General features: G+C 58.5%; 16 protein-coding genes. 15 read left to right on the top strand and 1 reads right to left on the bottom strand.

Annotated features, from left to right (window positions below; genetic code table 11):
* Positions 1-4: 4 nt before the first annotated feature.
* The 15 genes from ACUTQY_RS21405 (at position 5) to ACUTQY_RS21335 (ending at position 18,679) form a co-directional block, all read left to right on the top strand.
* The gene (locus ACUTQY_RS21405) at positions 5-622 is read left to right on the top strand and encodes a hypothetical protein (RefSeq protein ID WP_021504405.1); all 618 of its coding nucleotides are present in this window, start codon (positions 5-7) and stop codon (positions 620-622) included.
* Positions 622-3,024 carry a nitroreductase family protein gene (locus tag ACUTQY_RS21400; protein WP_046687620.1) on the top strand — a complete coding sequence of 801 codons (2,403 nt, stop codon included), beginning with the start codon at positions 622-624 and terminating at the stop codon, positions 3,022-3,024. The genes ACUTQY_RS21405 and ACUTQY_RS21400 overlap by 1 nt, the downstream gene beginning before the upstream one ends.
* 1 nt (position 3,025) lies before the next feature.
* Positions 3,026-4,057: a PqqD family peptide modification chaperone gene (locus ACUTQY_RS21395; protein ID WP_033644028.1), complete on the top strand. Its 1,032-nt coding sequence runs from the start codon at positions 3,026-3,028 to the stop codon at positions 4,055-4,057.
* Entirely contained in the window at positions 4,054-6,591 is a 2,538-nt protein-coding gene (locus tag ACUTQY_RS21390) for a lantibiotic dehydratase (protein WP_033644029.1), read from the top strand. Before ACUTQY_RS21395 ends, ACUTQY_RS21390 begins: the two co-directional genes overlap by 4 nt.
* On the top strand, positions 6,584-6,799 hold the full coding sequence (locus ACUTQY_RS21385) for a hypothetical protein (protein WP_033644030.1): 216 nt from the start codon (positions 6,584-6,586) through the stop codon (positions 6,797-6,799). Before ACUTQY_RS21390 ends, ACUTQY_RS21385 begins: the two co-directional genes overlap by 8 nt.
* Before the next feature lie 6 nt (positions 6,800-6,805).
* The gene (locus ACUTQY_RS21380) at positions 6,806-7,840 is read left to right on the top strand and encodes an efflux RND transporter periplasmic adaptor subunit (protein ID WP_084710305.1); all 1,035 of its coding nucleotides are present in this window, start codon (positions 6,806-6,808) and stop codon (positions 7,838-7,840) included.
* Complete coding sequence (locus tag ACUTQY_RS21375; RefSeq protein WP_033644033.1) at positions 7,833-8,543, top strand: ABC transporter ATP-binding protein; 711 nt, start codon at positions 7,833-7,835, stop codon at positions 8,541-8,543. Before ACUTQY_RS21380 ends, ACUTQY_RS21375 begins: the two co-directional genes overlap by 8 nt.
* 59 nt (positions 8,544-8,602) lie before the next feature.
* Positions 8,603-9,697 (top strand): ABC transporter permease, encoded by a 1,095-nt coding sequence (locus tag ACUTQY_RS21370; RefSeq protein WP_033644034.1) that lies wholly within the window; start codon positions 8,603-8,605, stop codon positions 9,695-9,697.
* Positions 9,694-10,863 (top strand): ABC transporter permease, encoded by a 1,170-nt coding sequence (locus ACUTQY_RS21365; protein ID WP_033644036.1) that lies wholly within the window; start codon positions 9,694-9,696, stop codon positions 10,861-10,863. Before ACUTQY_RS21370 ends, ACUTQY_RS21365 begins: the two co-directional genes overlap by 4 nt.
* Positions 10,864-11,217: 354 nt before the next feature.
* Positions 11,218-15,219 (top strand): non-ribosomal peptide synthetase, encoded by a 4,002-nt coding sequence (locus ACUTQY_RS21360; RefSeq protein WP_046687623.1) that lies wholly within the window; start codon positions 11,218-11,220, stop codon positions 15,217-15,219.
* Complete coding sequence (locus tag ACUTQY_RS21355) at positions 15,216-16,781, top strand: hypothetical protein (protein ID WP_046687624.1); 1,566 nt, start codon at positions 15,216-15,218, stop codon at positions 16,779-16,781. Before ACUTQY_RS21360 ends, ACUTQY_RS21355 begins: the two co-directional genes overlap by 4 nt.
* The gene (locus tag ACUTQY_RS21350; RefSeq protein ID WP_033644038.1) at positions 16,778-17,212 is read left to right on the top strand and encodes a toxin-activating lysine-acyltransferase; all 435 of its coding nucleotides are present in this window, start codon (positions 16,778-16,780) and stop codon (positions 17,210-17,212) included. Before ACUTQY_RS21355 ends, ACUTQY_RS21350 begins: the two co-directional genes overlap by 4 nt.
* Before the next feature lie 45 nt (positions 17,213-17,257).
* On the top strand, positions 17,258-17,596 hold the full coding sequence (locus ACUTQY_RS21345; RefSeq protein ID WP_033644039.1) for a hypothetical protein: 339 nt from the start codon (positions 17,258-17,260) through the stop codon (positions 17,594-17,596).
* A 106-nt stretch (positions 17,597-17,702) separates the two neighbouring features.
* Positions 17,703-18,254, top strand: a complete 552-nt coding sequence (speG, locus tag ACUTQY_RS21340) for a spermidine N1-acetyltransferase (protein WP_033644040.1) — start codon at positions 17,703-17,705, stop codon at positions 18,252-18,254.
* Positions 18,255-18,457: 203 nt separating this feature from the next.
* Positions 18,458-18,679 carry a hypothetical protein gene (locus ACUTQY_RS21335; protein WP_033644041.1) on the top strand — a complete coding sequence of 74 codons (222 nt, stop codon included), beginning with the start codon at positions 18,458-18,460 and terminating at the stop codon, positions 18,677-18,679.
* 280 nt (positions 18,680-18,959) lie between these two features.
* Here the strand turns inward: ACUTQY_RS21335 and pstB are convergent, their stop codons facing one another.
* Positions 18,960-19,772: a phosphate ABC transporter ATP-binding protein PstB gene (gene pstB, locus ACUTQY_RS21330; RefSeq protein ID WP_004941613.1), complete on the bottom strand. Its 813-nt coding sequence runs from the start codon at positions 19,770-19,772 to the stop codon at positions 18,960-18,962.
* Positions 19,773-19,788 lie beyond the last annotated feature (16 nt).

Here is a 19,788-nt window from a genome sequence, read left to right as displayed (position 1 = left end):
GGTAATGATTATCGTCAGTGACACCGCGTTCGGCAATGACGTGGCCGATTATATGCACTGCCAGGAAGGGATCTCTCAACTGACATTGGCAACCGCACTGAACTATTCCTGGGCCGACAGCAAGGCTTCGTTCGTCGGGATCGCGCTATCCGGCGGCGCGCCGCTTAAGCTTGAACAGCTCACCACGCAGCTGTTTCGCGCCGGGATCCCTCACGCTTGCACCGTGTTGAACGACCATATGCTGTTTTGCGGCCCCCTAGTCATCCCAGGCCGAACCGCCTGTTATGCCTGTGCGGCGAAGCGCCTGCTCAGCCTCGCCGAAACGCCGCGTACGGCAATGATGGATTTGAACCTGCAGCGATATCATGAACAGCAGCCGCAGAACGCATTGCGCGGATATACGCCGGCGCTGGTGCTGATGGCTGGATTACGGTTAAAGCAGTATGCGCAGCTCCCCGAAGACCAATTCGGCAAACTGACCGCCGTGAGCTTTGGCAGCAATCGCACCGCGAGCAGTTCCGTGGTGGCGTTACACGGCTGCAGCTGCCGTGAAAACCGGCATATTTCGCAGGCTCAGGGCACGGCCTTGTTGGCCGAACACCTGGAAGGAGCCTTACGCTAATGAAAGCCACTCATATGTCGACCGTCTTGTCGGGCGCACAGTTTAGCCACCATAACGATCTTTACGCTTTGCTGCCCAAGCGCCCCAAATTAATTCCGGAACTGATTTTCATTCCTGAAAGCGATACCCGCGTAGCCGTGTATGGCGCCTATCAGCCGCGCATCCTGACCTGCGTTCAGGGGATAAACACGCTGGCGGTCTTCCTCGAGCGCCTCGATGGCGTCAACGTGCTGGAAAGCGTGCTGACCGACGACGCGACCATGAGCCGCGAGAATGCCCTGGGCATGCTGTCCTTACTGTTTCGCTATGGCTTCCTTGAAGAAGGTGAAGGCCTGGATGACGGCGCCCCAAGCCATTTGGCAAGCTATTGCGGCCGCTTTGTCGACAATACCCGCCTGCACGCCAACCGCACTGCGGCGCTGCAGTCCGCCCGCCGCCGCAGGCTCGCCCTGGTTTGCCCGGAAGATGTGTCATCGCTGCTGCAACACGCGTTGGCGCCTATGGTCGCCAGCATTGACGTTCTGACCGAGCGCCCAACGTCCAGCGCCCTCCCCTGGGATGATGCACTGATCATTTTTGACGGCAGCGAGTCCGACGTTTTCCGCCAGGCATGCGCCGATGGGTTGCACCAGGCCGGCGTGCGTTATCTGAGCTGCATTATTGGCGCGGATCGCACGCTGGTGGGCCCTTATACCCTCCCGAACATCAGCGCCAGTTATCAATGCGCACGCACGCAATGTGAGCAGCCATCGCCCGCCAACGATCGGCAAGAGGTGGCGTTCCGCGCCGTCTATGCCGCCCATGAGCTGGGGCAAATTCTGCTCGGGCTGTCCTCTGAAAGCTACCTCAACAAGGTCGTTTCCCATAGCCATCGGGGCGAGGGGGAGTACACCTTAGCCTATAAGGTCGCCCGCATTCCCGGTACCGCGCTAAGCGGTTTAGGCCATGCCGCCTATCTGCCGCCGGGGGAAGAGGCATTTACTGCCTGGCAGCACCATATCGGCACACGCTTGCCGCCGCAGGGCTTGTTGCCACCGCGTTCGCATCAGATGCACTTCACGCTGGATAACCTCAACCGCCACGCCTCAAGGCCGGTCAGGCTGCATGGGCAGCAGCATATCAACCTGCCCGACAGCGCATTGGCGGAGCGCTGTCCGCCGCCCTGGCGAATGTCGGCAATGCCGTCACAACCGTTGACACTGGCCAATCTGGGCTGGTTGCTGCGCCACGCCACGGGTTATCAAAAAGGTGAAGACGGCACATTACGCCGCATCGCGCCCAGCGGTGGGCAACTGCTCTCGTGCGATATGTTTGTGGTCGTCCGCCGGCCGCTGCCGGGGATACCTTGCGGGGCCTGGTTCTATCTCGGTGAAAAGCACCAGCTCGTCAGGATTGACGGCATTGACTGCCAGCAATTGGAACACTTGCTCCAGCATCCCGAAGAGCCGATTTCACTCATTATCAGCGGCAACCTGAACCGCGTGCGCGGCAAATATAACGACTTCAGCTATAACATCGTTAACCTTGACGCTGGAGTGGTTAATCAATATTGCGCGCTTTCCGCGCGCGCGGCGGGCTGGACGCTGAGAGAAGATCATGGCGTCGACCTGCAATGGTTGGCGTCATTGCTCTTCTTCACGCAACAGGATAACCCCCATATCCTCTGCCAGGTCTTGCATGTGCAAGCGCCCCCGTCACAGGGTGAGCCGTGCCCTGCTCCACTTTATGAAACGGCGAGCAGCCTGGTCGCCGTTAGCCACCGCCCACGGCCGGCCGCCGCGCCAGTGTCGCCCACGCCCGCTGCTCTTTCATCACTGGCGACTGTGCACCGCGATGAGCCGCTCTCCGCGTTGCTGGAGCGCCGCAGGGCGACGTATGACTATGCCGATAGCCCGTTCCCGGAAACCTGGCTGAATACCCTGATCGCCGTCGCGCATGCCGGTCTTGAACAAAGCCGCCTGCGCGGGATGCCGGCGTTGCCAATGGAACCCTGGATATTGCTGCCGGAAGCCAGCGGCGAACTTGCCGCGGGCATTTATCAGTGCAGTCAGGCAGATCGCCGTTACTGGCGGAAACGGGATAGCGGGTTTGGCCGCGCACATTTGGCTGATTGCATCAATCAATTAGCGTTCCATAAAGCCGGCGCGTTGCTGATGTGGGTTGCCGATCTTGAAAAGACCCTGCATGACCATGGCGCGGCGGGATACCGCATGCAGCTGCAAAACGCCGCGGCAAGCGCGATGCAGTGCTGGTTGGCGGCGCTGGACTGCGGCTTGACCGGAACGCTGGCGGGAGGCGTGATCGAAGAAGGGCTCATTCGCCACGCGGGCGCCGACGGCTATCGCGAGGCGCCGCTGTTCTGTCTAGTGCTGGCGTCCCCTCCGCCGGCAGAGGGTGTTTAACATGCCGCCTGCATCCCCCCTGTTGCGTTTAAACGAGGATGTGAAACTGATCTCTCCGCAGGCGAATGTGGCGCTGTTGCTGCAAGAAAACAGTAATGCGCCGTTAAAGCTGAGTGGGTTTTCTGCCCGGCTTGCCCAACAGTTGCAAGGGGGCAGCTCCATGGCGGCCCTCCTGGCGGAGCTGGCAGAACACCACCCGAACGCAACGCCCGAACAGTGCCAACAGGCGCTGTCCGCGTTTCTGCTGCGGTTGAAACAGGCGAATATGATCGTTGATGGCGCGCAAAAGCCGCCTGCGGCGGCGAAAGTGGCCGGGCGATATCAGCTGCCTAACCCCGATCGCGCCGCACATAAAATCGCCACCGTGCTGCGGGTTGTCCCGCGCGGGTTAGGTTACGGCCTGCTGAGCCTCGCGATTGCCGCTGCCTTGTGGCGTTTCATCGCGTGTTTGCCAGGGCTAAACGCCTGGCTGCTGCAGGGCGAATGGGCCAGCGTCCAGCTGATGGTGATGCTTGTCGGCATACCGTTATGGCTGTTTTTGCATGAAATGGCGCATGCCGTCGTTTGCCGTCTTTACGGCTGCCCGGTTCTGGGGGCAGGTCTGCAATTTCGCGGCTGGTGGCTGCCCTCCGTGTTTGTCAACACCAGCGCCATCGCGCTATTCCCACTGCGCGGCATGAAGGCCTGGGTGGCGATGGCAGGGCCATTGATGGATCTCTTGTGTCTGGGAGCGCTCGCGGCGCTGAGTGAAAGCGCCGTCGCCACCGCGATACGGCCGTTACTGCTGTTGATACTGTTCGGCCTGCTTTTCAATCTCACCCCTTTTCGGCTTTCGGATGCCACGCGGGCATTTCGCGCTTTTGCCCAACCCGGCGCCAATAAGAAAACCCGCGAGTGGTCTGCCCGAGGCCGCCGCCTATTCCGCAGTTATTGCCTGCTTTACAGCCTCTGCATGGCGGCGGCGATGGGTTGGTTAAGCTTCGTGAGTTGGCAGAAGGTGAATAACTGGTTGGCATCTGGAGTATTATCATGACGTTACCCGCGCAGCCTTTGTTGCTCGTCGCCCCTTTTATCATGCTGCGCACCGCAGGCCTGCCGGCGCACTATGTCAGCCAACTTCCGGATGATTTATCCGCGATTATCCGGCAACACCACTTGCAGGAGCCGGCCTGGCGGCAACTCGGGCAGGCGCTTATCGCCAGGCTGCATGCGAATATCGCATTACCCTCGGCGGACAGCGTTCGCCAGGATATGATTCGCTGTCGCCGCCATATCTTCAACGATCGCTATTTCAACCTGTCTGCCGAAGTGCGCGCCTGGTTGGCGCATTACGACTCAGCCGCTCTGGAGCAACTGACCGAATGGTTGGCGATAGCGAATGAGCGCCGGCAGTTGGCGGCAACCTTTAACCAACGCTGGCAGCGTGTCAACGAACAGACGCAGGCCTTGTTGCTCAAAGCCGCCAACGAACCGGCTCTGCGCCGGGCGCTCTGCCTTGCCTCCCCGCAGTTGCTTTGCGATCTGGAACAAAATTGGCAGAGTTGGCCGGCCAAACGGCGCCGGCGCGTAGAGCGCTCCTTGTTTGCCTACATGATTCGAGCGGCGGGCAAAGTCAGCCCATTCAGCACCTTTTCCTCTTTTAGCCTGGTCCCGTTTGAAAGCTCGGCCGGCGAAGCCACTCTGCAAACCGGTGAAGGCAAGGTGACCTCGACCGTACACCTCAACCGCTCCATCGCATTAGCCTTGCGCGACGCGCTGTATACGCAGCTCTGGTTGGCGAAACATGATCTGCCGCTGTGCCGTAACCCCTCCTTGCAACGCATTTCCGCCAGCCAGATGCGCGGCCATTTCTATCGCTATGAGAAACGCCACGGTTTGTTATGGAACGAAGAGCAGCAATTTGTCCTGGGCCTGGAGGCGGCGGAAATCGACGCCGTTCTGAGCGCCAGCCACCAGCAAAGCTGGAGCGCGTGGCGAACGCATTTCGAACTGGCTGGGATGGCCCCGTCCGAAGCGGAAAGACTGCTGAGAAAGCTGGTGCGCAAGGACGTCTTGCGCCCGACATTACAGTGGGGAACGCATCATCCTGCCCCTCTGGCCGATGTTTTGGCGCTGATGCCGGCGGAGCTCTCCAGCGACGCTCTGCGCAACCTGCCCGAACTGCCCGAACGCTTTGGTGCGGCAGAAAACGCGGAGCGCGTTGCGCTGCTTGAGCAGGCTCAACAGACGATTCAACAGAGCTGGGAGCGGCTGACCCGCCATCAGATGCCCGAAATTCGCAATATTTTATATGAAGACGCCTGGCGGGAAGGGATCAGGATGACATTGCCTGACGCTTTCATTCCCAATGTACTTGCCCGCGTAGCGAAAGCGGTGGCCAAACGCGCCACGTTGTCGCAGGAGTACCTCTGGCTGCTGCAGAACTTTATCGACAAATACGGCGCAGGTGGCCACTGCACCGATGTCTCATTGTTTTTGCAGCAGAGCTGGCAGGGATTTATTCAATTCACCCAACAACGTATCTCGCAGTCCGCCGCCACAACGGCCCGCTGGCGGCAGCACAATATCAACCCCGCCGCCCTGAAGCTGCCGGTAACGCTCTTCCTGCAATTGGATGCCCGTCATGTGGGGCAGCTAGCGCATCCCCGGGGCAAAGTGGTCATCAACAATGCGTATTCGCGTATCGGCTGGCAGTTGGCGCGCACCACATTGACCAACGACAGCCAGGCCGACGACAGGCGCCATCAGTTGCAAAACTGGCTGCGCCAGTTCGCCGCGCCGGCGCTGCCATTAACCTTCAGCGTCAGCGGCGAGTCCAGCAATCTCCAGGCTCAGGCCCGCCTGGCGGCTCATCATCTGTGCCTGGATGAGCCGCCTCAGGTTGCCGGCGACCTGACGCTCGACCGGCTCCAACTGCATCATGATACGCAGAGCGGCCTGCTGAAGCTGACGGACAACCAGGGACAAGCGTTCCAATTATGTTACCTCGGCGCGGCGACGCCGATGGTGGCCTGGGGAACCAAATACCTGCTTACCGTACTGGCCGAACCGGTGCAGATTGGCCGCCCCGCCTACAAGCGATTGATGGCCAATGAGCTGGATCATGACTTCCGCCATGCCCCGCGCATGGAGGAGGAAGACTGTGTCCTGATCCGTGAAACCTGGTGGGTCCGCTCTTCCCGCATTTTCCATGAGCTGTCCGGGCATCAGGCGGCGGAGCATCCGGCGCGCCTGTTGGCATTGTTACTGAAGAACGGCATTCCGACAGACAGCTATGTGAACGGGCAATTCAACGATCATCTTAGCTGGCAGTCATTTAACAACGACAAGATTCGCAAGCCGATGTGGTGCAGGCTGGGCAATTCACATTGCCTTGACCAATTGCTGCTACTGGCGCGAAAAGTTGACTGGTTAGTCTTCCGAGAGGCTCTCCCGTCACCGGAAAACAGTTGGATGGAAGTGAAGAATGAAACCTATCTCACTGAAATTCACACTGAGATGGTCATCCCTGGCGATTACCTCGACGCCTCTCTTATGTCCCCTCTGAAGGAGAAATCCCATGCATAAAGTATCAGGCTTGCTGCTTATTATCGGCCTCGTCATGTTCGCTGTCGCCCTGGCCCTCAATATCTACAGTAGCTACACGGCGAGCAACGCCAACGGTGCGTCATTGTTCTCCACCAACTGGTGGGCGCGCTGGTTCCCACTTTACGCTTCGGGAGCCGCTCTGCTCTTCATTGGTGTGATCTTGCGTCTGACAGTAGGGGATCGTTAAGCACCTATGCGTTCCCCATCTTCAGAGGCACCGCGCAACTCCGCCCGCCAGCAGGCGTTGCACCTGCTGAACTCGCCTCATACTCCGCCGCGCGGGCGGCCATGGCGCAAAGCGGCGCTCGTCGGAGCGATTGCGCTGGCGTTAGCCTTAGGTCTCGTTGCCGGCAGGGCATGGTTTACCCAGCCAGCAGCGGCCGAGCGCGCCAGCGCCGCCGAGCCTCAGGCCAACACCGCAGCACCTGTCGAGCCAGCGCCCCCTGCGGCGGCCGCATCTGCAGTCACGGCCGCAGGATTCATCAAGGCCTCGCGCCTCTCCACCGTTTCGGCAGAGATTACGGGAACGGTGCAAGAGATTTATGTGCAACGCGGGGACAAGGTAAAAAAAGGCGAGCGATTGGCATCACTCGACGGGCGTTCGCTAAGAGCGCAGCTTGCGTCGCTCCAGGCCAGCCAGCAAATCGCGGCGGGCAAACTCGCGCAGACAGAGTCCCGCCTGCCGCGCGCGCGCAATCAGCTGCAGCGATTGAACCGTTTGTTGCCGCTCAACTATGTGAGCCAGGATGATGTCGATAGCGCCAAAGCGGAGTTGGATTCGTTCGAGGCGCAGCGCCGCCAATATCAGGCAGAATTACAACAAGTGGGCTGGCAGATAAAAGCCAGTGAAATCGACCTGTTGCGTACGATTATCCGCGCGCCCTTCGACGGCCAGGTGGTGTCGTTAGACGCCTCCCCGGGGGAAACGGTCTCGCCCATTTCCGCCGGCGGCGGTTTCACCCGCACGGGGATCGCCACCATTGTCGGTTTGGATGATTTTGATGCCGAAGTTTGGCTGCCCGAAAGCCAGCTGGCGAAAGTCGCGCCCCAACAACGAGTGACAATCAAGCCGGATGGCCTCCCCGATCGACAGATCTCAGGCACCGTCAGCCTTATCTCTTCGGTGGTGGATGAGCAACGCGCGGCGGTTTTAGTCATTATCAAGCTCGCTCAGCAACAGCCCTGGCTGAAACATAATATGTCAATTCAGGTAGATTTTTATGAATAAAACGGCAACCGCGCCGAGCGATCCGGTCGTACAACTGCAACAGGCCGGCAAAGACTATAAAAAAGGGCGCGAGCACATCACGGTATTGCACGATCTTGATTTTAGCCTGCACGGCGGCGAGATGGTCAGCATCATGGGGCCATCCGGCTCAGGGAAATCGACGCTGCTCAATCTGATCTCCGGCGTTAATGTCTGCGATCGGGGCGAGGTATTTTTGCAAGGGCATTCGCTGCATCGGCTGCGACCTGAAGAACGCACCTCGCTGCGAGCCCGCCATATTGGCTTCGTCTTTCAGTTTTATAACCTGTTGCCCGTGCTCAGCGCCGAAGAGAATGTCGCCCTCCCCCTGCACCTTTGGCATATGGACGCCAAACAGCGCCGGCAACGCGTCGACGCCGCGCTGGAGCTGGTTCAGATGGAACACCGGCGCCGCCACTTGCCGGATGAACTCTCCGGAGGAGAGCGCCAACGCGTGGCCATTGCGCGTGCGATAGCCACTAATCCGGATCTGCTGCTGTGCGATGAGCCTACCGGCGATCTCAGCCAGGAGGCGGGGGAGGAAATTATGGATATTATGACGCTACTGAGCCGGGAGCAGGGCAAGGCTATCATCGTCGTGACGCATGATATTCAGGTCGCCGCGCGGGCACAGCGCCAATTCCAACTCAGGGACGGCAAGCTGATCCGTAGGGATATGCCATGAGAGCCGTGTTTTACCTCTGGTTGTGGCGCTCCGCCACTGAGCAGTCGAGAAGATTTATCATGATCTTGCTGTTTATCGCCAGCGGCGTCATGTTGCTGCTGCTCATGCTGACCTTTGATCGCGCCTTCAGCTTAAAGGCAAGCGATCCGCCCGGCGCAGACAACCGGCTACTGGTGCTGAATGCCCTCAGTTCCCAGATGCTGCTGCCGCAGTTTTATCATCAGAAAATGAGTCAACTGCCGGCGTTGGATCGGCTGAGCTGGGGAGTTTGGGTCGGTGCTTACTATCGCCACCCCGGATGGTTCGTGCCCGCTATCGCGGTAGAAGACCAACACTACTTCGCCATGATCCCCTCTTTAAAAATAGCGCCGGGCTTACTGGAGCGTTGGCAGAATGACCGGCAAGGCGTGCTGGTCGACAGCCGTTTTGCGGCGCAATATCGCTTAAAAGCGGGCGATCGGCTGCCGCTTTCATCCGCGATTTGGAAGCTCGCGCCTAACCCCATTCTCGATCTTTACATTACTGGCATCGTTGAAGAAACCCAAACCGACACCCCTCCCGCGGTCTGGATGCATTATGACTACCTCGACAGCGTGAGACAAAATGGCAAGCGGCTGGTGAGTTTTTTTATGGCGACCCCTAAACCCGGCATGTCTGCCGAGAACCTATCCCGGCAGATTGATGCCCTGTTTGGCGCGGAGCGGTTGCGCGGCACCACGCAGACAGCCCCCGTACGCATGCATATAAAATTGTTTATGAGTAAATTGTTCGATTTCCATCGCGTGATTTTTTGGGTCAATCTGGCGCTGTGCCTGTTATTGGCGCTGCTGCTCAGCACCAACTTCTATGTCATGACGCATAAAGCCTTGAGCGACTACCGCACCCTTAATTATCTGGGTTTTCGCAAATCACAGTTGATTAAAGCGGTTGCCGTGCAACTCGGCGCCATCACCTTGGCGGGTGCCATCGTGGGCATAGTGTTGTCGGTTATTTTTATTCTGCTGTTGCCGACGCTGTTCCCCGCCGTATTAAACGCCGTTGAGCCGCATTTCCAGGATTATGCCATCGGCCTCCTGCTGGTCTTTATTTTATCCCTGGTCTGCGCATTGCCCTCCCTCTTGCAAATCGCTCGCCTGCAGGAGGAGAGAAAATGAACCCGCGTTCATCCTCGAAAATCCACCAGCTCGGGATATTGCTGGGCATTGGATTACGCAACCTGTGGCGGCGGCCGCTTTATTTCACCGCGATTCTATCCAGCTTCATTTTTCTCGCGGTCATTGTGACATCGTTATTTTCACTGCGCGCAGGGCTGATCGGCGCGCTGGAGTCGAGTGCGGAACCCGGCCTGTATTTTGCGCAAAGCAAAGACTCCTCTTCCGAACTGACCAGCACGATAACGCGAACGCAGGCGGCGCAACTTTCGCGCTTGCCCGGCCTTGTTGCGGCTTCGCCGGAGTGGGTTGTCCTGGTGCGGCTCCGCCCAGACAACGTGGAGAAAGAGTATCTGGTGCGCGGCGTAACGCCGGCGGCATTCACGCTGATGAACGCGAACAACGGGCAACCGCTGGTCACCCTCACCCGCGGCAGAGCATTTCAGCCGGGGCAAAATGAGCTCGTCGTCGGCGCGTCATTGGCGCGGCATTATCCGGCGTTCCACGTGGGCGAGACCATACGCCTGCACGACCGCGATTGGAAAATCGTCGGTGAATTTACCACCGGCGGTTCGCCGCGGCAGTCCGAGTTCATGGCCGATCTGGAACATATCCGCACCAGCTGGGGCGCGGGACTGGATTACAACCTGGTGGCATTGACCAGCAATGTCACCTCTGTCGAGCAACTGCAACAAGCCATCCAGGGAACGCTCAATGACCGAGTCGCCATTAGCGACAGCCGAACCTACTATGCCGGCAGCAGCGAAGGGTTGGGCCAGGTGCTGCTGTGGTTCGGCCTGTTATTTTCATTGCTGGCGGGGGTGTCGGTGACTGCGGGCATCATCGCGCTGTGTGAATCGCTCATCGCCAACCAACAAGACCAGCTGGCAATAACGCTGCTGCTGGGATTCGGCAGGGTTATTGATGTGTCTTATCTCTGCCAAACCCTCTTGCTGGGCCTGGCAGGCTCTTCCATTGGCGCCTTGTTGAGCATGTTGCTGTTCAACGGCATCACGTTCACCACGTTTGGCCACGCGCATGAGCTGGTGTTCCCCATGATGGTCAGCGGAAAAATGCAGATGATCAGTATCGCTTATGGCGTATTCATCAGCTTTATCGCCTCACTGTTTGTGCTGCCGGCCATTCGCGCAGCGACAAAGGGAAAATAATGCCGGGCGCAACAGAGAGCCGGCGAAAAGCAAGCCGCGCGTCGCCGCCGGGGTGCGGCCCAATAGCGATTAAAAAATGATAGCTACTTAATTTATTGCGGTATGCCCGGCGAAACGCGGCAGAAGATTTTGCGATGACCTTGGCGATAAGGGCAAGGCAATTTCCCCCGCCGGTCATTGTCGCCAACGAAGAGCGCAGGGCATTCATTGAATGAAATCGCGCTAGGTGAAAAACCCAAAGCACTGAATATCAATTACACAGAGATATTGATTTGATTTTGCAGGCCAAAAGAAAATGGAAAGCCTGGTGACAAGGCACTTGAGTACCACTCCAGAACAGGAGCCAGAGAAAAAATGAATGATTCATCCCTTAATAATACCCCCCTGGCGGACACCCAGCAGGGCGTATGGTACGCATCGCAAGCGAGCCACTCTTCCAAACTCTATGCGACGGCGCAAGCCCTGCGCCTGCACGGTGAAATTAATCGGACATTATTGCTCAACGCCATCGAACTGGCTCTGCAGGATATTGAGGTGCTCAACCACCGTTTCCTCGATATCGATGGCACTCCGTCTTTCGGCATCCGCCAGCCTGCTGGCCGCGTGACCGTCTGCGATCTCAGCCATCACGCAGACCCGGAGGCGCTCGCCTGGCGCGCGATGGAACAGATAACGCAACGGGAACAGGGACCGGAGAATTTACATCTTCATGAACATCAGCTGTATGTTTTGAATGAACGCGAAGCGATATGGTTTTCCCGAATACACCATATCGCTTTCGACGCCTACGCCTATTCCCTGCTCCACCGCCGTGCGGGGGAGCATTACCGAGCGCTGTTGCAAGGAACGCCGCCTCTCCCCAGCCGCTTTGTCAAACTGACCACGCTCTGCCAGGACGACGTCCTCTACAGGCAGAGCGCGCAATATGCGGACGATCACCGCTACTGGATGCAGCGCTGCGCGCAGTTGCCTGCGCCGACCTTTCTGGGTGCGCCAGCGCAAGCCATGGCCGAGCACACGTTGGAAGTCGAGACCGTTATCGATACCGAGCTGGCGCTAGCCCTGGGCAGCTTCTACCAAAGCAGCGGGATCGCGTTATCCGACATCTTGCTCAGCGCGTTCGCCAGCTATTTCTCCCGCTGTCAGTCGGGCGAGCGGCAACTGTTGTTCGGCCTGCCCTGCATGGGGCGGCTTGATACTTATGGTGCCCAGGCGGCGGTCACACGCAGCAATATCCTGCCGCTTCTGCTGGATTTGCCGCAACACGCGCACTTTCGCGACGTTTGCGCCACCGTCGCCCGCAGCCGGCGCGAGCTGCTCGCGCACCAGCGCTACCGCGGAGAATGGATCGGCCGAGCCATCGGCAGGGTAGGCGATACTCTGCCCCTTTACGGCATCGAACTGAACATCTTGCCTCCGCCTGCGACGCTCGATTTTGCGGAGCTAAGCGCCACGGTCAAACATATCGCCACCGGCCCCGTACGCGATCTTAACCTCCACCTGGAACTGGGTACGGACCTGCAACCGCGCCGCCTGCGTCTTATCGCCAATGCCGCGCGCCATCATCACGCAGAGCTGCAATTGCATGTGCGGCGGCTGTTGCATTGGATCATGCAGTTGGTTGCGGCGCCGACCCTTCCGCTGCAACAACTGACGCTGCCAGCACCGGCGGAACTGGCGTTAATCGCGCAATGGAACGACACCGCCCAGCCGTTACCCGCCAACACGATCCTCGGCCTGTTCCTCAAACAGGCTCAAGCCACTCCGCATCAGCTAGCCGTGCTCGACGAAAACGAACGGCTGAGCTATTCGGCGCTGGAACTGCGCTCACGGCGGTGCGCGCATGCCCTTGAACGCCATCTGCAAGGCGCTCGCGGCCAGGTGATCGCCGTCACACTTGAACGCAGCGTAGCCTTAGAAGTGGTTCTGCTGGCCATTATGCGTGCCGGCGCCACGCTATTGCCGCTGTCGCCCGAACTGCCGACGCGGCGACAGCAAAAGATGCTCGAGCAGGCCAATGCGGCATTGCTGATAGCCGATCGCGCCGATGACGACAGGTTGCCGGACAGCGTTCCCCGGCTCGATCTCGCCGCGCTGTACTCACTAGCCGCCCATCAGGGCGACGCGGCATTGCCGCTCGTCACGCGGCAAAGCGGCGCAGATCCGGCTTATATTCTGTTCACCTCCGGTTCCAGCGGCGCCCCAAAAGGGGTGATCGTGAGCCATCTTGCCTTGGCCAATCGCCTGCAATGGATGCAGGCCGAATATCCTCTCGGAACGCAGGATCGCGTGCTGCAGAAAACGCCGGCCACCTTTGATGTGTCGATTTGGGAGTTTTTCTGGCCGCTGATCGGGGGCGCAACCTTGGTGATGGCGCGGCCCGGCGGCCATACCGATCCGGCGTACCTGCTGAATTGCATCGTGCAGCATCGCATCACAACGCTGCACTTTGTTCCATCGATGCTGGCGCTGTTTCTCGACGCCGTCGAACGCAGGCCCGAACCGCTGCCGCTGCTCAGGGTATTCGCCAGCGGGGAAGCCTTGTCGCCGGAGCTGGCCCAACGGCAGCGGACATTGCTGACGGCGCCTTTGCATAATCTTTACGGTCCGACGGAGGCCGCCATTGATGTCACTTACCACGCGCTGAGCTGCAGCGACGAGAAGCGCAGCGTGCCTATCGGCCGCCCCATTTGGAATACGCGCATCCACGTGCTGGATCCCTTCGGCAACACCACCCCCATTGGCATCGAAGGGGAATTGCACATTGAGGGCATTTGTCTCGCTGACGGCTATGCGGGCCAACCCGAGCTGACGGCAGAACGGTTTTTCGCCACGGCGGACGGCAAGCGCCTTTACCGCACGGGAGACCTGGCGCGCTGGCGCCCGAATGGCGAAATAGACTATTTGGGGCGGCTGGATCACCAGATAAAAATACACGGGCAGCGTATTGAGCTGGAGGAAATTGACGCGGTTCTCAATCGACATCCGCAGGTGCTCCAGTCCTGTGCCAACATGCATGACGGGCGCATTGTCGCCTATGTCGTGGCCAGCGGCGCCGAGGCCGATGAAAAAGCCTTACTAGCGCTCTGCCGGGAATATCTCCCTGCCTACATGCTGCCGCAGTGCCTGGTGTTTCTCTCCGAACTGCCGCTCAGCCGCAATGGCAAACTGGATAGAAAAGCGCTGCCCGCTCCGCAAAGCCCGCAATCACAGGGCGGTGGCATTCCCTCCTCCCTGACGGAGCAACGGCTGTGCGAATATTTTGCCGATGCGCTGCGCCTGCCTGCCGTGGCGCCTGAAGCCAACTTCTTCGAACTGGGAGGCAACTCGCTGAGCGCCGTTGATGTCGCCGCCCGCATTAACGCCGGCCTGGGTTGGCAAATCACCATCGCCAGTATCTTTGCTCATCCTTCAGCCCGGGCGCTGGCCGAACAAGGCCAGCACTCAGCGCCGGATATGCTCGATGCCACACTGCTGCTGCGCCCTGGCGCCGGCGCTTCGCAAAACGCGCTGCCGACGCTGTTTTGCATCCATCCGGCCGGTGGCATCGCCTGGTGTTACAGCGGCCTGGCGCGTTTTCTCAAAACGCCGTGTGAAATCGTCGGCTTGCAAGCTCAAGGCCTGACGCCGGGCAGCAATATCACCCGAACGATGGATGAAATGGCCGCAGAATATGCCAGGCGCATACGCGCCCATCAGCCCGAGGGGCCTTACTGGATCATCGGGTGGTCGGTTGGCGGCATGATCGCCCACAATGTCGCCATCCACCTAGAGCAACAAGATCAGCAGGTCGAATTGCTGGCGATGATGGATGCCTATCCCAGCGATCTGTGGCGACGCTTCGCTTTTGAAACGCTCAATGGCGAAGAGGAGGAGAGCCTGGCGCTGGCCGCCCTGTTGTTCATTGCGGGCATCGCCTTGCCCTTCGATCAAGAATTGCCTTCGCTGGTCGTGCCGAAAGGCGAGATCCTGCAACGCGCGGAAACAATCGCCCTGTTGCGAAAACACGGCAGCGCCCTGGCCAGTCTGGATGACGGCACGCTCGACCGCTTGATTGACGTGGTGATTAATAGCCGCCGCCTGGTCGGCCAGTCGGAACACGGCCACTTCTACGGTAATTTGCTGTTCTTCACGGCAGCAGCGCCGCGCGCAGAAGACTGGTTGGATTTGGAGGCCTGGCGCCCCTATGTACATGGACGAATACAAAATATCGACATCGACTGCGATCACCCCGCGATGGCCAGGGCGGAAGCATTGCGCGATATCGCCGGGCATCTGGACGCCGCTTTTGCTCGTTTCGCGCAGCGCACGTCCGTATCAGAACTGAACTACACCATAGAGTACATCACCCAATGAGCGATTCTTTTTTACTTAAGGACCTGGCGGAAAATTTAGTGCCTTTCACGGCACACCGGGTTACGTCCTCTCTCATTTGGTCCGCCGAAGAAAAGGCAGACGGCGAAGCGCTGCACGCCGCGTGCAGCTATCTGGTCACTCCCGATACGCCAGGCGCCGTCAAAGTTTTCCACGCGGAACGTTACGGCGGAGGCGGTATTCAACGTAACGGCGGCGGCGCCCGCTGCGGTTTTGATGGCCGTTACCAGGTGAAAGGAATCGGTGCTAATCCGCTGGTCGGGCAAGGTTCGGATTGGTATCACTCCAATGGCGAACTGCGCGCCGAACAGGCGATCTATGAAGCCCTATGGAGCGAAATGCTGGCGCAGACGTTGCCTTATGGCGCCGCGCGCACCCACGCGATTTTGCTCACCGACAGCTATACCCATGGGGATTTCACCCGCACAAAGGGCCGCTCTCGCCGCGCCCTTCTGGTTCGCGAGCCCCTGGTCCGCCCGGCACATTTTGAACGAACGCCCTACTTCCGGCCCAAAGCGGAATATGCAGGGCAGCTCATGCATGACGTTCAACGGGTTAAATCCGTGCTTCGCCGCCTGCCGGACTATTTGCCGGTCCCCACCGCGGGCTTCAGCGAACAGGCCGCTCGCGATCCGCGGCGCCGCTGCCTTGAGGGGATGTATGAGCTCACCAAACGTCTGGCTCGGCAAATGGCGTTTTGCCGCACCCGCTTCCTGATGTTGACCACCTCATCCTCCAACATCACCATGGACGGTAGGGTATTGGATTTTAACGGGCTAACCTGTTTATTCCCCAGCGATCATCGTTACGATTTCGAATACCAGCTCAAGTTTGCACAATTGATGAGAGAACCGGCAATCATTCAGAACAGCCTATCCGAGCTGTGCTTCTACCTTGGGAAGTACCTGTTTGATCGGCCTTTCATTGCCATCGCCCAGCAACAGGTAAAAACCTATTTCTGGCATTTTTTTCAGCAGGCCTGTTGCCGCGGCTATTTGACGCTACTGGGCATTCCCATCGACCTGCTCTCACCGGCGCAGACGCCAAAACCCTTAGAGAGGCTGGCAAACAGTTTCCTGCAGCTGCTTATCCACCGTTGCCGAAAGCTCTATGTCTCAGCGGAAATGGCGGGAGACGAATCGCCGCTGGAACGTTTGGTCGTGACCTTGATTCGCTGCAGCCAAGGGCACCCCGTCCCCACGCATGACGATTTCTCACGGGATGCGCGTTTTATGGGCACCCTGCGCGCTTTCTCGCAGGTCAATCATTGGTTGGTCGAAACCTGCCGCGCCCAGGGAATCGATGCCACCGTTATTCAGAAAGGCATGGCGCAACAGGCTCGCCTCAGGCTGCGGCCCCGCCCCCAGTGCGGGAAAATACAGATGCTCAACGAAATCACGGCTCTGGTGGAGGCCAATGGTGATGACGACCAACGCTTGCGGCAACTGTTAACCGACATGCGGATAAAGGCGGTGGCCTTCGCCAAAGAAACCTTTGGCGGGCAGCCGCTTGTCATCCCCTCCAGGAGAAATGAACCAGCATGACGCTCTATATTCGAGAAACCGCCGGCGGCCAAGATCAATGGTCAGACTATGAGCAGCTTGGTTTTGCCGTGAGCTGCATGTTACATCACCGAAATTACAGCCTTCATCCGATAAAAAGCGTTCAAGAGCGCTTGATATTTGCCATACAGCACGGGCAGATCAAGTTTCTTTTCGACACCAATGACCAACCGCTGGCCTATGTTCTCTGGGCCTGTCTGACGGAGGACACCGAAACGCAATTGCAACGCGATCCGGGGTTCCCACTTCACCCTTCCGAATGGAATGAGGGAGACAGGATATGGCTGCTCGATTTTTGTTGCAGGCCCGGTTTCGCACCTCAGGCAATCAAGCGCTTCAACAAGCTCAAACCCTGGGGAGAGGGCCAGGTGCGCTGGCAGAACAGAAAGAGAAAGGTAATGACGCTGGCCTGATCCGCACGGCCCGCTCCTTAAATAAAACGAATGGAGAGCCCCTCGATGGACGGATTTGTACTCATGGCGATCAAACGAATCGCGGTAGAAACGGCATTTTTCTGTGAAGGCCCCTATGACAGCGATAACGGATTTGAGCGTCTGATGGCCTGTAAAACCCGCAGCGACTTGAACAATAGCGCGTTTGGCGATGTCTTCCTGCATTCGTTTCTTCGCGGCAAAAGCGTGGAAGAAATAAAAAGCGTTGTCCTAAATTCGGCAATTCAATTGATTGTTGCGATTAAAAAAGTATCGGCGGAAATCGCCGAACAAATTTTATTGCAGACTCCATTGCCACCAGAGGCCATAAGTGTCGCCAGGCCAGCTAATACCTGCACCGTCTGAAGTCTGAACCTTGCCTAAACGGCGCCCACGCGGCGCCGTTTTTTTTCGCCTTCATCCATTCTGTGAAGTTATACTTTGCACAATTTCACGGCACAGAGGAGCCCACATGTCCAGCACTGCCAGCGTCAGGTTACGCCCATTGGAACGGGACGATCTGTCGTTCGTCCACCAGATGGACAACAACGCCAGCGTTATGCGCTATTGGTTTGAAGAACCCTACGAAGCCTTTGTCGAACTTTCCGATCTCTACGACAAACACATCCACGATCAGAGCGAGCGCCGCTTTATCATCGAGCACGAAGGCGCCAAGGTCGGCCTGGTGGAACTGGTGGAGATCGATCACATCCACCGCCGCGCAGAATTCCAGATCATCATCGATCCCGCCCACCAGGGCAAAGGCTACGCCAGCACCGCCGCCCGCCTGGCGATGGACTACGGCTTCTCGGTGCTGAACCTGTACAAGCTGTACCTGATCGTCGACAAGGAGAACCCGAAGGCGATCCACATCTACAGCAAGCTGGGCTTTAACGTGGAAGGCGAGCTGATCGACGAGTTCTTCGTCAACGGCGAATACCGCACCGTGCTGCGCATGTGCATCTTCCAGCCGCAATATCTGGCGAAGTTCAAAACGCCGGGCGATAAGCCGCTGGTGAAGTGACGGTCTGCGAGAAAAAAGAGAAAACCCGCGCTGGCGGGTTTTTTATTGGCGAATAACCGGCTAGTATTCGGTGATGCCATTTTTACCGGAAAATGAGCTGATAAAAAATCCAAGAACGTATTTAACCGGAATAGTGGATGAAACAGTAACGCACCGCAATAACAAGAACCTTTCCTCTGAATTTCTACGAAGGAGTAACGTAAATGGCTAAAGTTTCAAACCTGCTGCTTTTTATCGGCCTGGCGATGCTCGCCATCGCCGCCGGTCTAAATACCTATAGCGGCTACGCGCCTGCAGATCCCAACAGCACCCCGCTGTTTTCCCCGCTCTGGTGGACGCGCTGGTTCCCGCTCTATGCCTCGGGGGCTGCGTTGCTGTTGGTGGGGTTGGTATTGCGGGTTACGGCTAAAGGCCGCGCGCATTAAGGATTACCATTTCAGCACCGCCGAGCCCGCCACAGCCATTATCGACATGAACAATTATATTGATCATCACCGACAACATAATTGTGGTTGATAATAAATTGCAGAGAATGGATTGAATTCCACATGATGAAAGATGAATAAAACAAACTCGCCGGCAATCAGACTTATGCCATGCCTTAATTCATGCCGGCTTAATGCGCGGGTAAAATAAAACAGCAGACGCAGGCCGACTGCAACGGCCATTGCCGGCGACGGAGCGAAAACCTCCGTCGCTCTCCCCTCACCCATACCGCCCGGTAATATAATCCTCGGTGCGGCGCTGGCGCGGCGACGTGAAAATGGCGTCGGTGTCGTTGTATTCCACCAGCCGCCCCTGATGAATAAAGGCGGTGTAGTCGGAGACGCGCGCCGCTTGCTGCATGTTGTGCGTCACCAGCACCACACTGTAACGCTGCTTCAACGCCGAAATCAGCTCTTCGATGGTCAGCGTGGAGATCGGATCCAGCGCCGAAGTCGGCTCGTCGAGCAACAGTACTTCCGGCTCGATGGCGATGGCACGCGCGATCACCAGGCGCTGCTGTTGGCCGCTGGACAAGCGGAAGGCGTTTTCGCGCAGCCGGTCCTTCACCTCATGCCACAGCGCGGCGGCGCGCAGCGAACGCTCCACCGCTTCATCCAGCAAGCGCCGGTCGCGCACGCCCTGCAGGCGCAGGCCGTACACCACGTTTTCATAGATCGATTTCGGGAACGGGTTCGGCCGCTGGAACACCATGCCCACCCGCCGCCGCAACGCCGCCACGTCGATCTGCGCGCCGGAGATCGCCGCGCCGTTCAGCTGCAGTTCGCCCTCGATGCGGCAGTTGTCCACCAGATCGTTCATGCGGTTGAAACAGCGCAGCAGCGTCGATTTGCCGCAGCCCGAAGGGCCGATCAGGGCCGTCACCCGGTGTTTCGGGATACGCAGCGAGATATCGTGCAGCACCTGTTTGTCACCATAAAACAGGTTCAGGCCGTTGACCGCCAGCGCGGTCTGTTCATCGTCGAGATGCTGGACATCCAGCCGGGGCAAACTGCCTGGCGTCATCAAACCCATTACGCACTCCCCAAAA

This window comes from Serratia sp. TSA_130.1, from assembly GCF_052691795.1.
This window is presented reverse-complemented; position numbering and strand designations above follow the sequence as displayed.

What these genes read in the sequence shown, in the direction of transcription:
- ACUTQY_RS21405 (WP_021504405.1), top strand. Translation starts at nt 5, where the DNA reads ATGATTATCGTCAGTGACACCGCGTTCGGCAATGACGTGGCCGATTAT.
- ACUTQY_RS21400 (WP_046687620.1), top strand. Translation starts at nt 622, where the DNA reads ATGAAAGCCACTCATATGTCGACCGTCTTGTCGGGCGCACAGTTTAGC.
- ACUTQY_RS21395 (WP_033644028.1), top strand. Translation starts at nt 3,026, where the DNA reads ATGCCGCCTGCATCCCCCCTGTTGCGTTTAAACGAGGATGTGAAACTG.
- ACUTQY_RS21390 (WP_033644029.1), top strand. Translation starts at nt 4,054, where the DNA reads ATGACGTTACCCGCGCAGCCTTTGTTGCTCGTCGCCCCTTTTATCATG.
- ACUTQY_RS21385 (WP_033644030.1), top strand. Translation starts at nt 6,584, where the DNA reads ATGCATAAAGTATCAGGCTTGCTGCTTATTATCGGCCTCGTCATGTTC.
- ACUTQY_RS21380 (WP_084710305.1), top strand. Translation starts at nt 6,806, where the DNA reads ATGCGTTCCCCATCTTCAGAGGCACCGCGCAACTCCGCCCGCCAGCAG.
- ACUTQY_RS21375 (WP_033644033.1), top strand. Translation starts at nt 7,833, where the DNA reads ATGAATAAAACGGCAACCGCGCCGAGCGATCCGGTCGTACAACTGCAA.
- ACUTQY_RS21370 (WP_033644034.1), top strand. Translation starts at nt 8,603, where the DNA reads ATGATCTTGCTGTTTATCGCCAGCGGCGTCATGTTGCTGCTGCTCATG.
- ACUTQY_RS21365 (WP_033644036.1), top strand. Translation starts at nt 9,694, where the DNA reads ATGAACCCGCGTTCATCCTCGAAAATCCACCAGCTCGGGATATTGCTG.
- ACUTQY_RS21360 (WP_046687623.1), top strand. Translation starts at nt 11,218, where the DNA reads ATGAATGATTCATCCCTTAATAATACCCCCCTGGCGGACACCCAGCAG.
- ACUTQY_RS21355 (WP_046687624.1), top strand. Translation starts at nt 15,216, where the DNA reads ATGAGCGATTCTTTTTTACTTAAGGACCTGGCGGAAAATTTAGTGCCT.
- ACUTQY_RS21350 (WP_033644038.1), top strand. Translation starts at nt 16,778, where the DNA reads ATGACGCTCTATATTCGAGAAACCGCCGGCGGCCAAGATCAATGGTCA.
- ACUTQY_RS21345 (WP_033644039.1), top strand. Translation starts at nt 17,258, where the DNA reads ATGGACGGATTTGTACTCATGGCGATCAAACGAATCGCGGTAGAAACG.
- speG (WP_033644040.1), top strand. Translation starts at nt 17,703, where the DNA reads ATGTCCAGCACTGCCAGCGTCAGGTTACGCCCATTGGAACGGGACGAT.
- ACUTQY_RS21335 (WP_033644041.1), top strand. Translation starts at nt 18,458, where the DNA reads ATGGCTAAAGTTTCAAACCTGCTGCTTTTTATCGGCCTGGCGATGCTC.
- pstB (WP_004941613.1), bottom strand. Translation starts at nt 19,772, where the DNA reads ATGGGTTTGATGACGCCAGGCAGTTTGCCCCGGCTGGATGTCCAGCAT.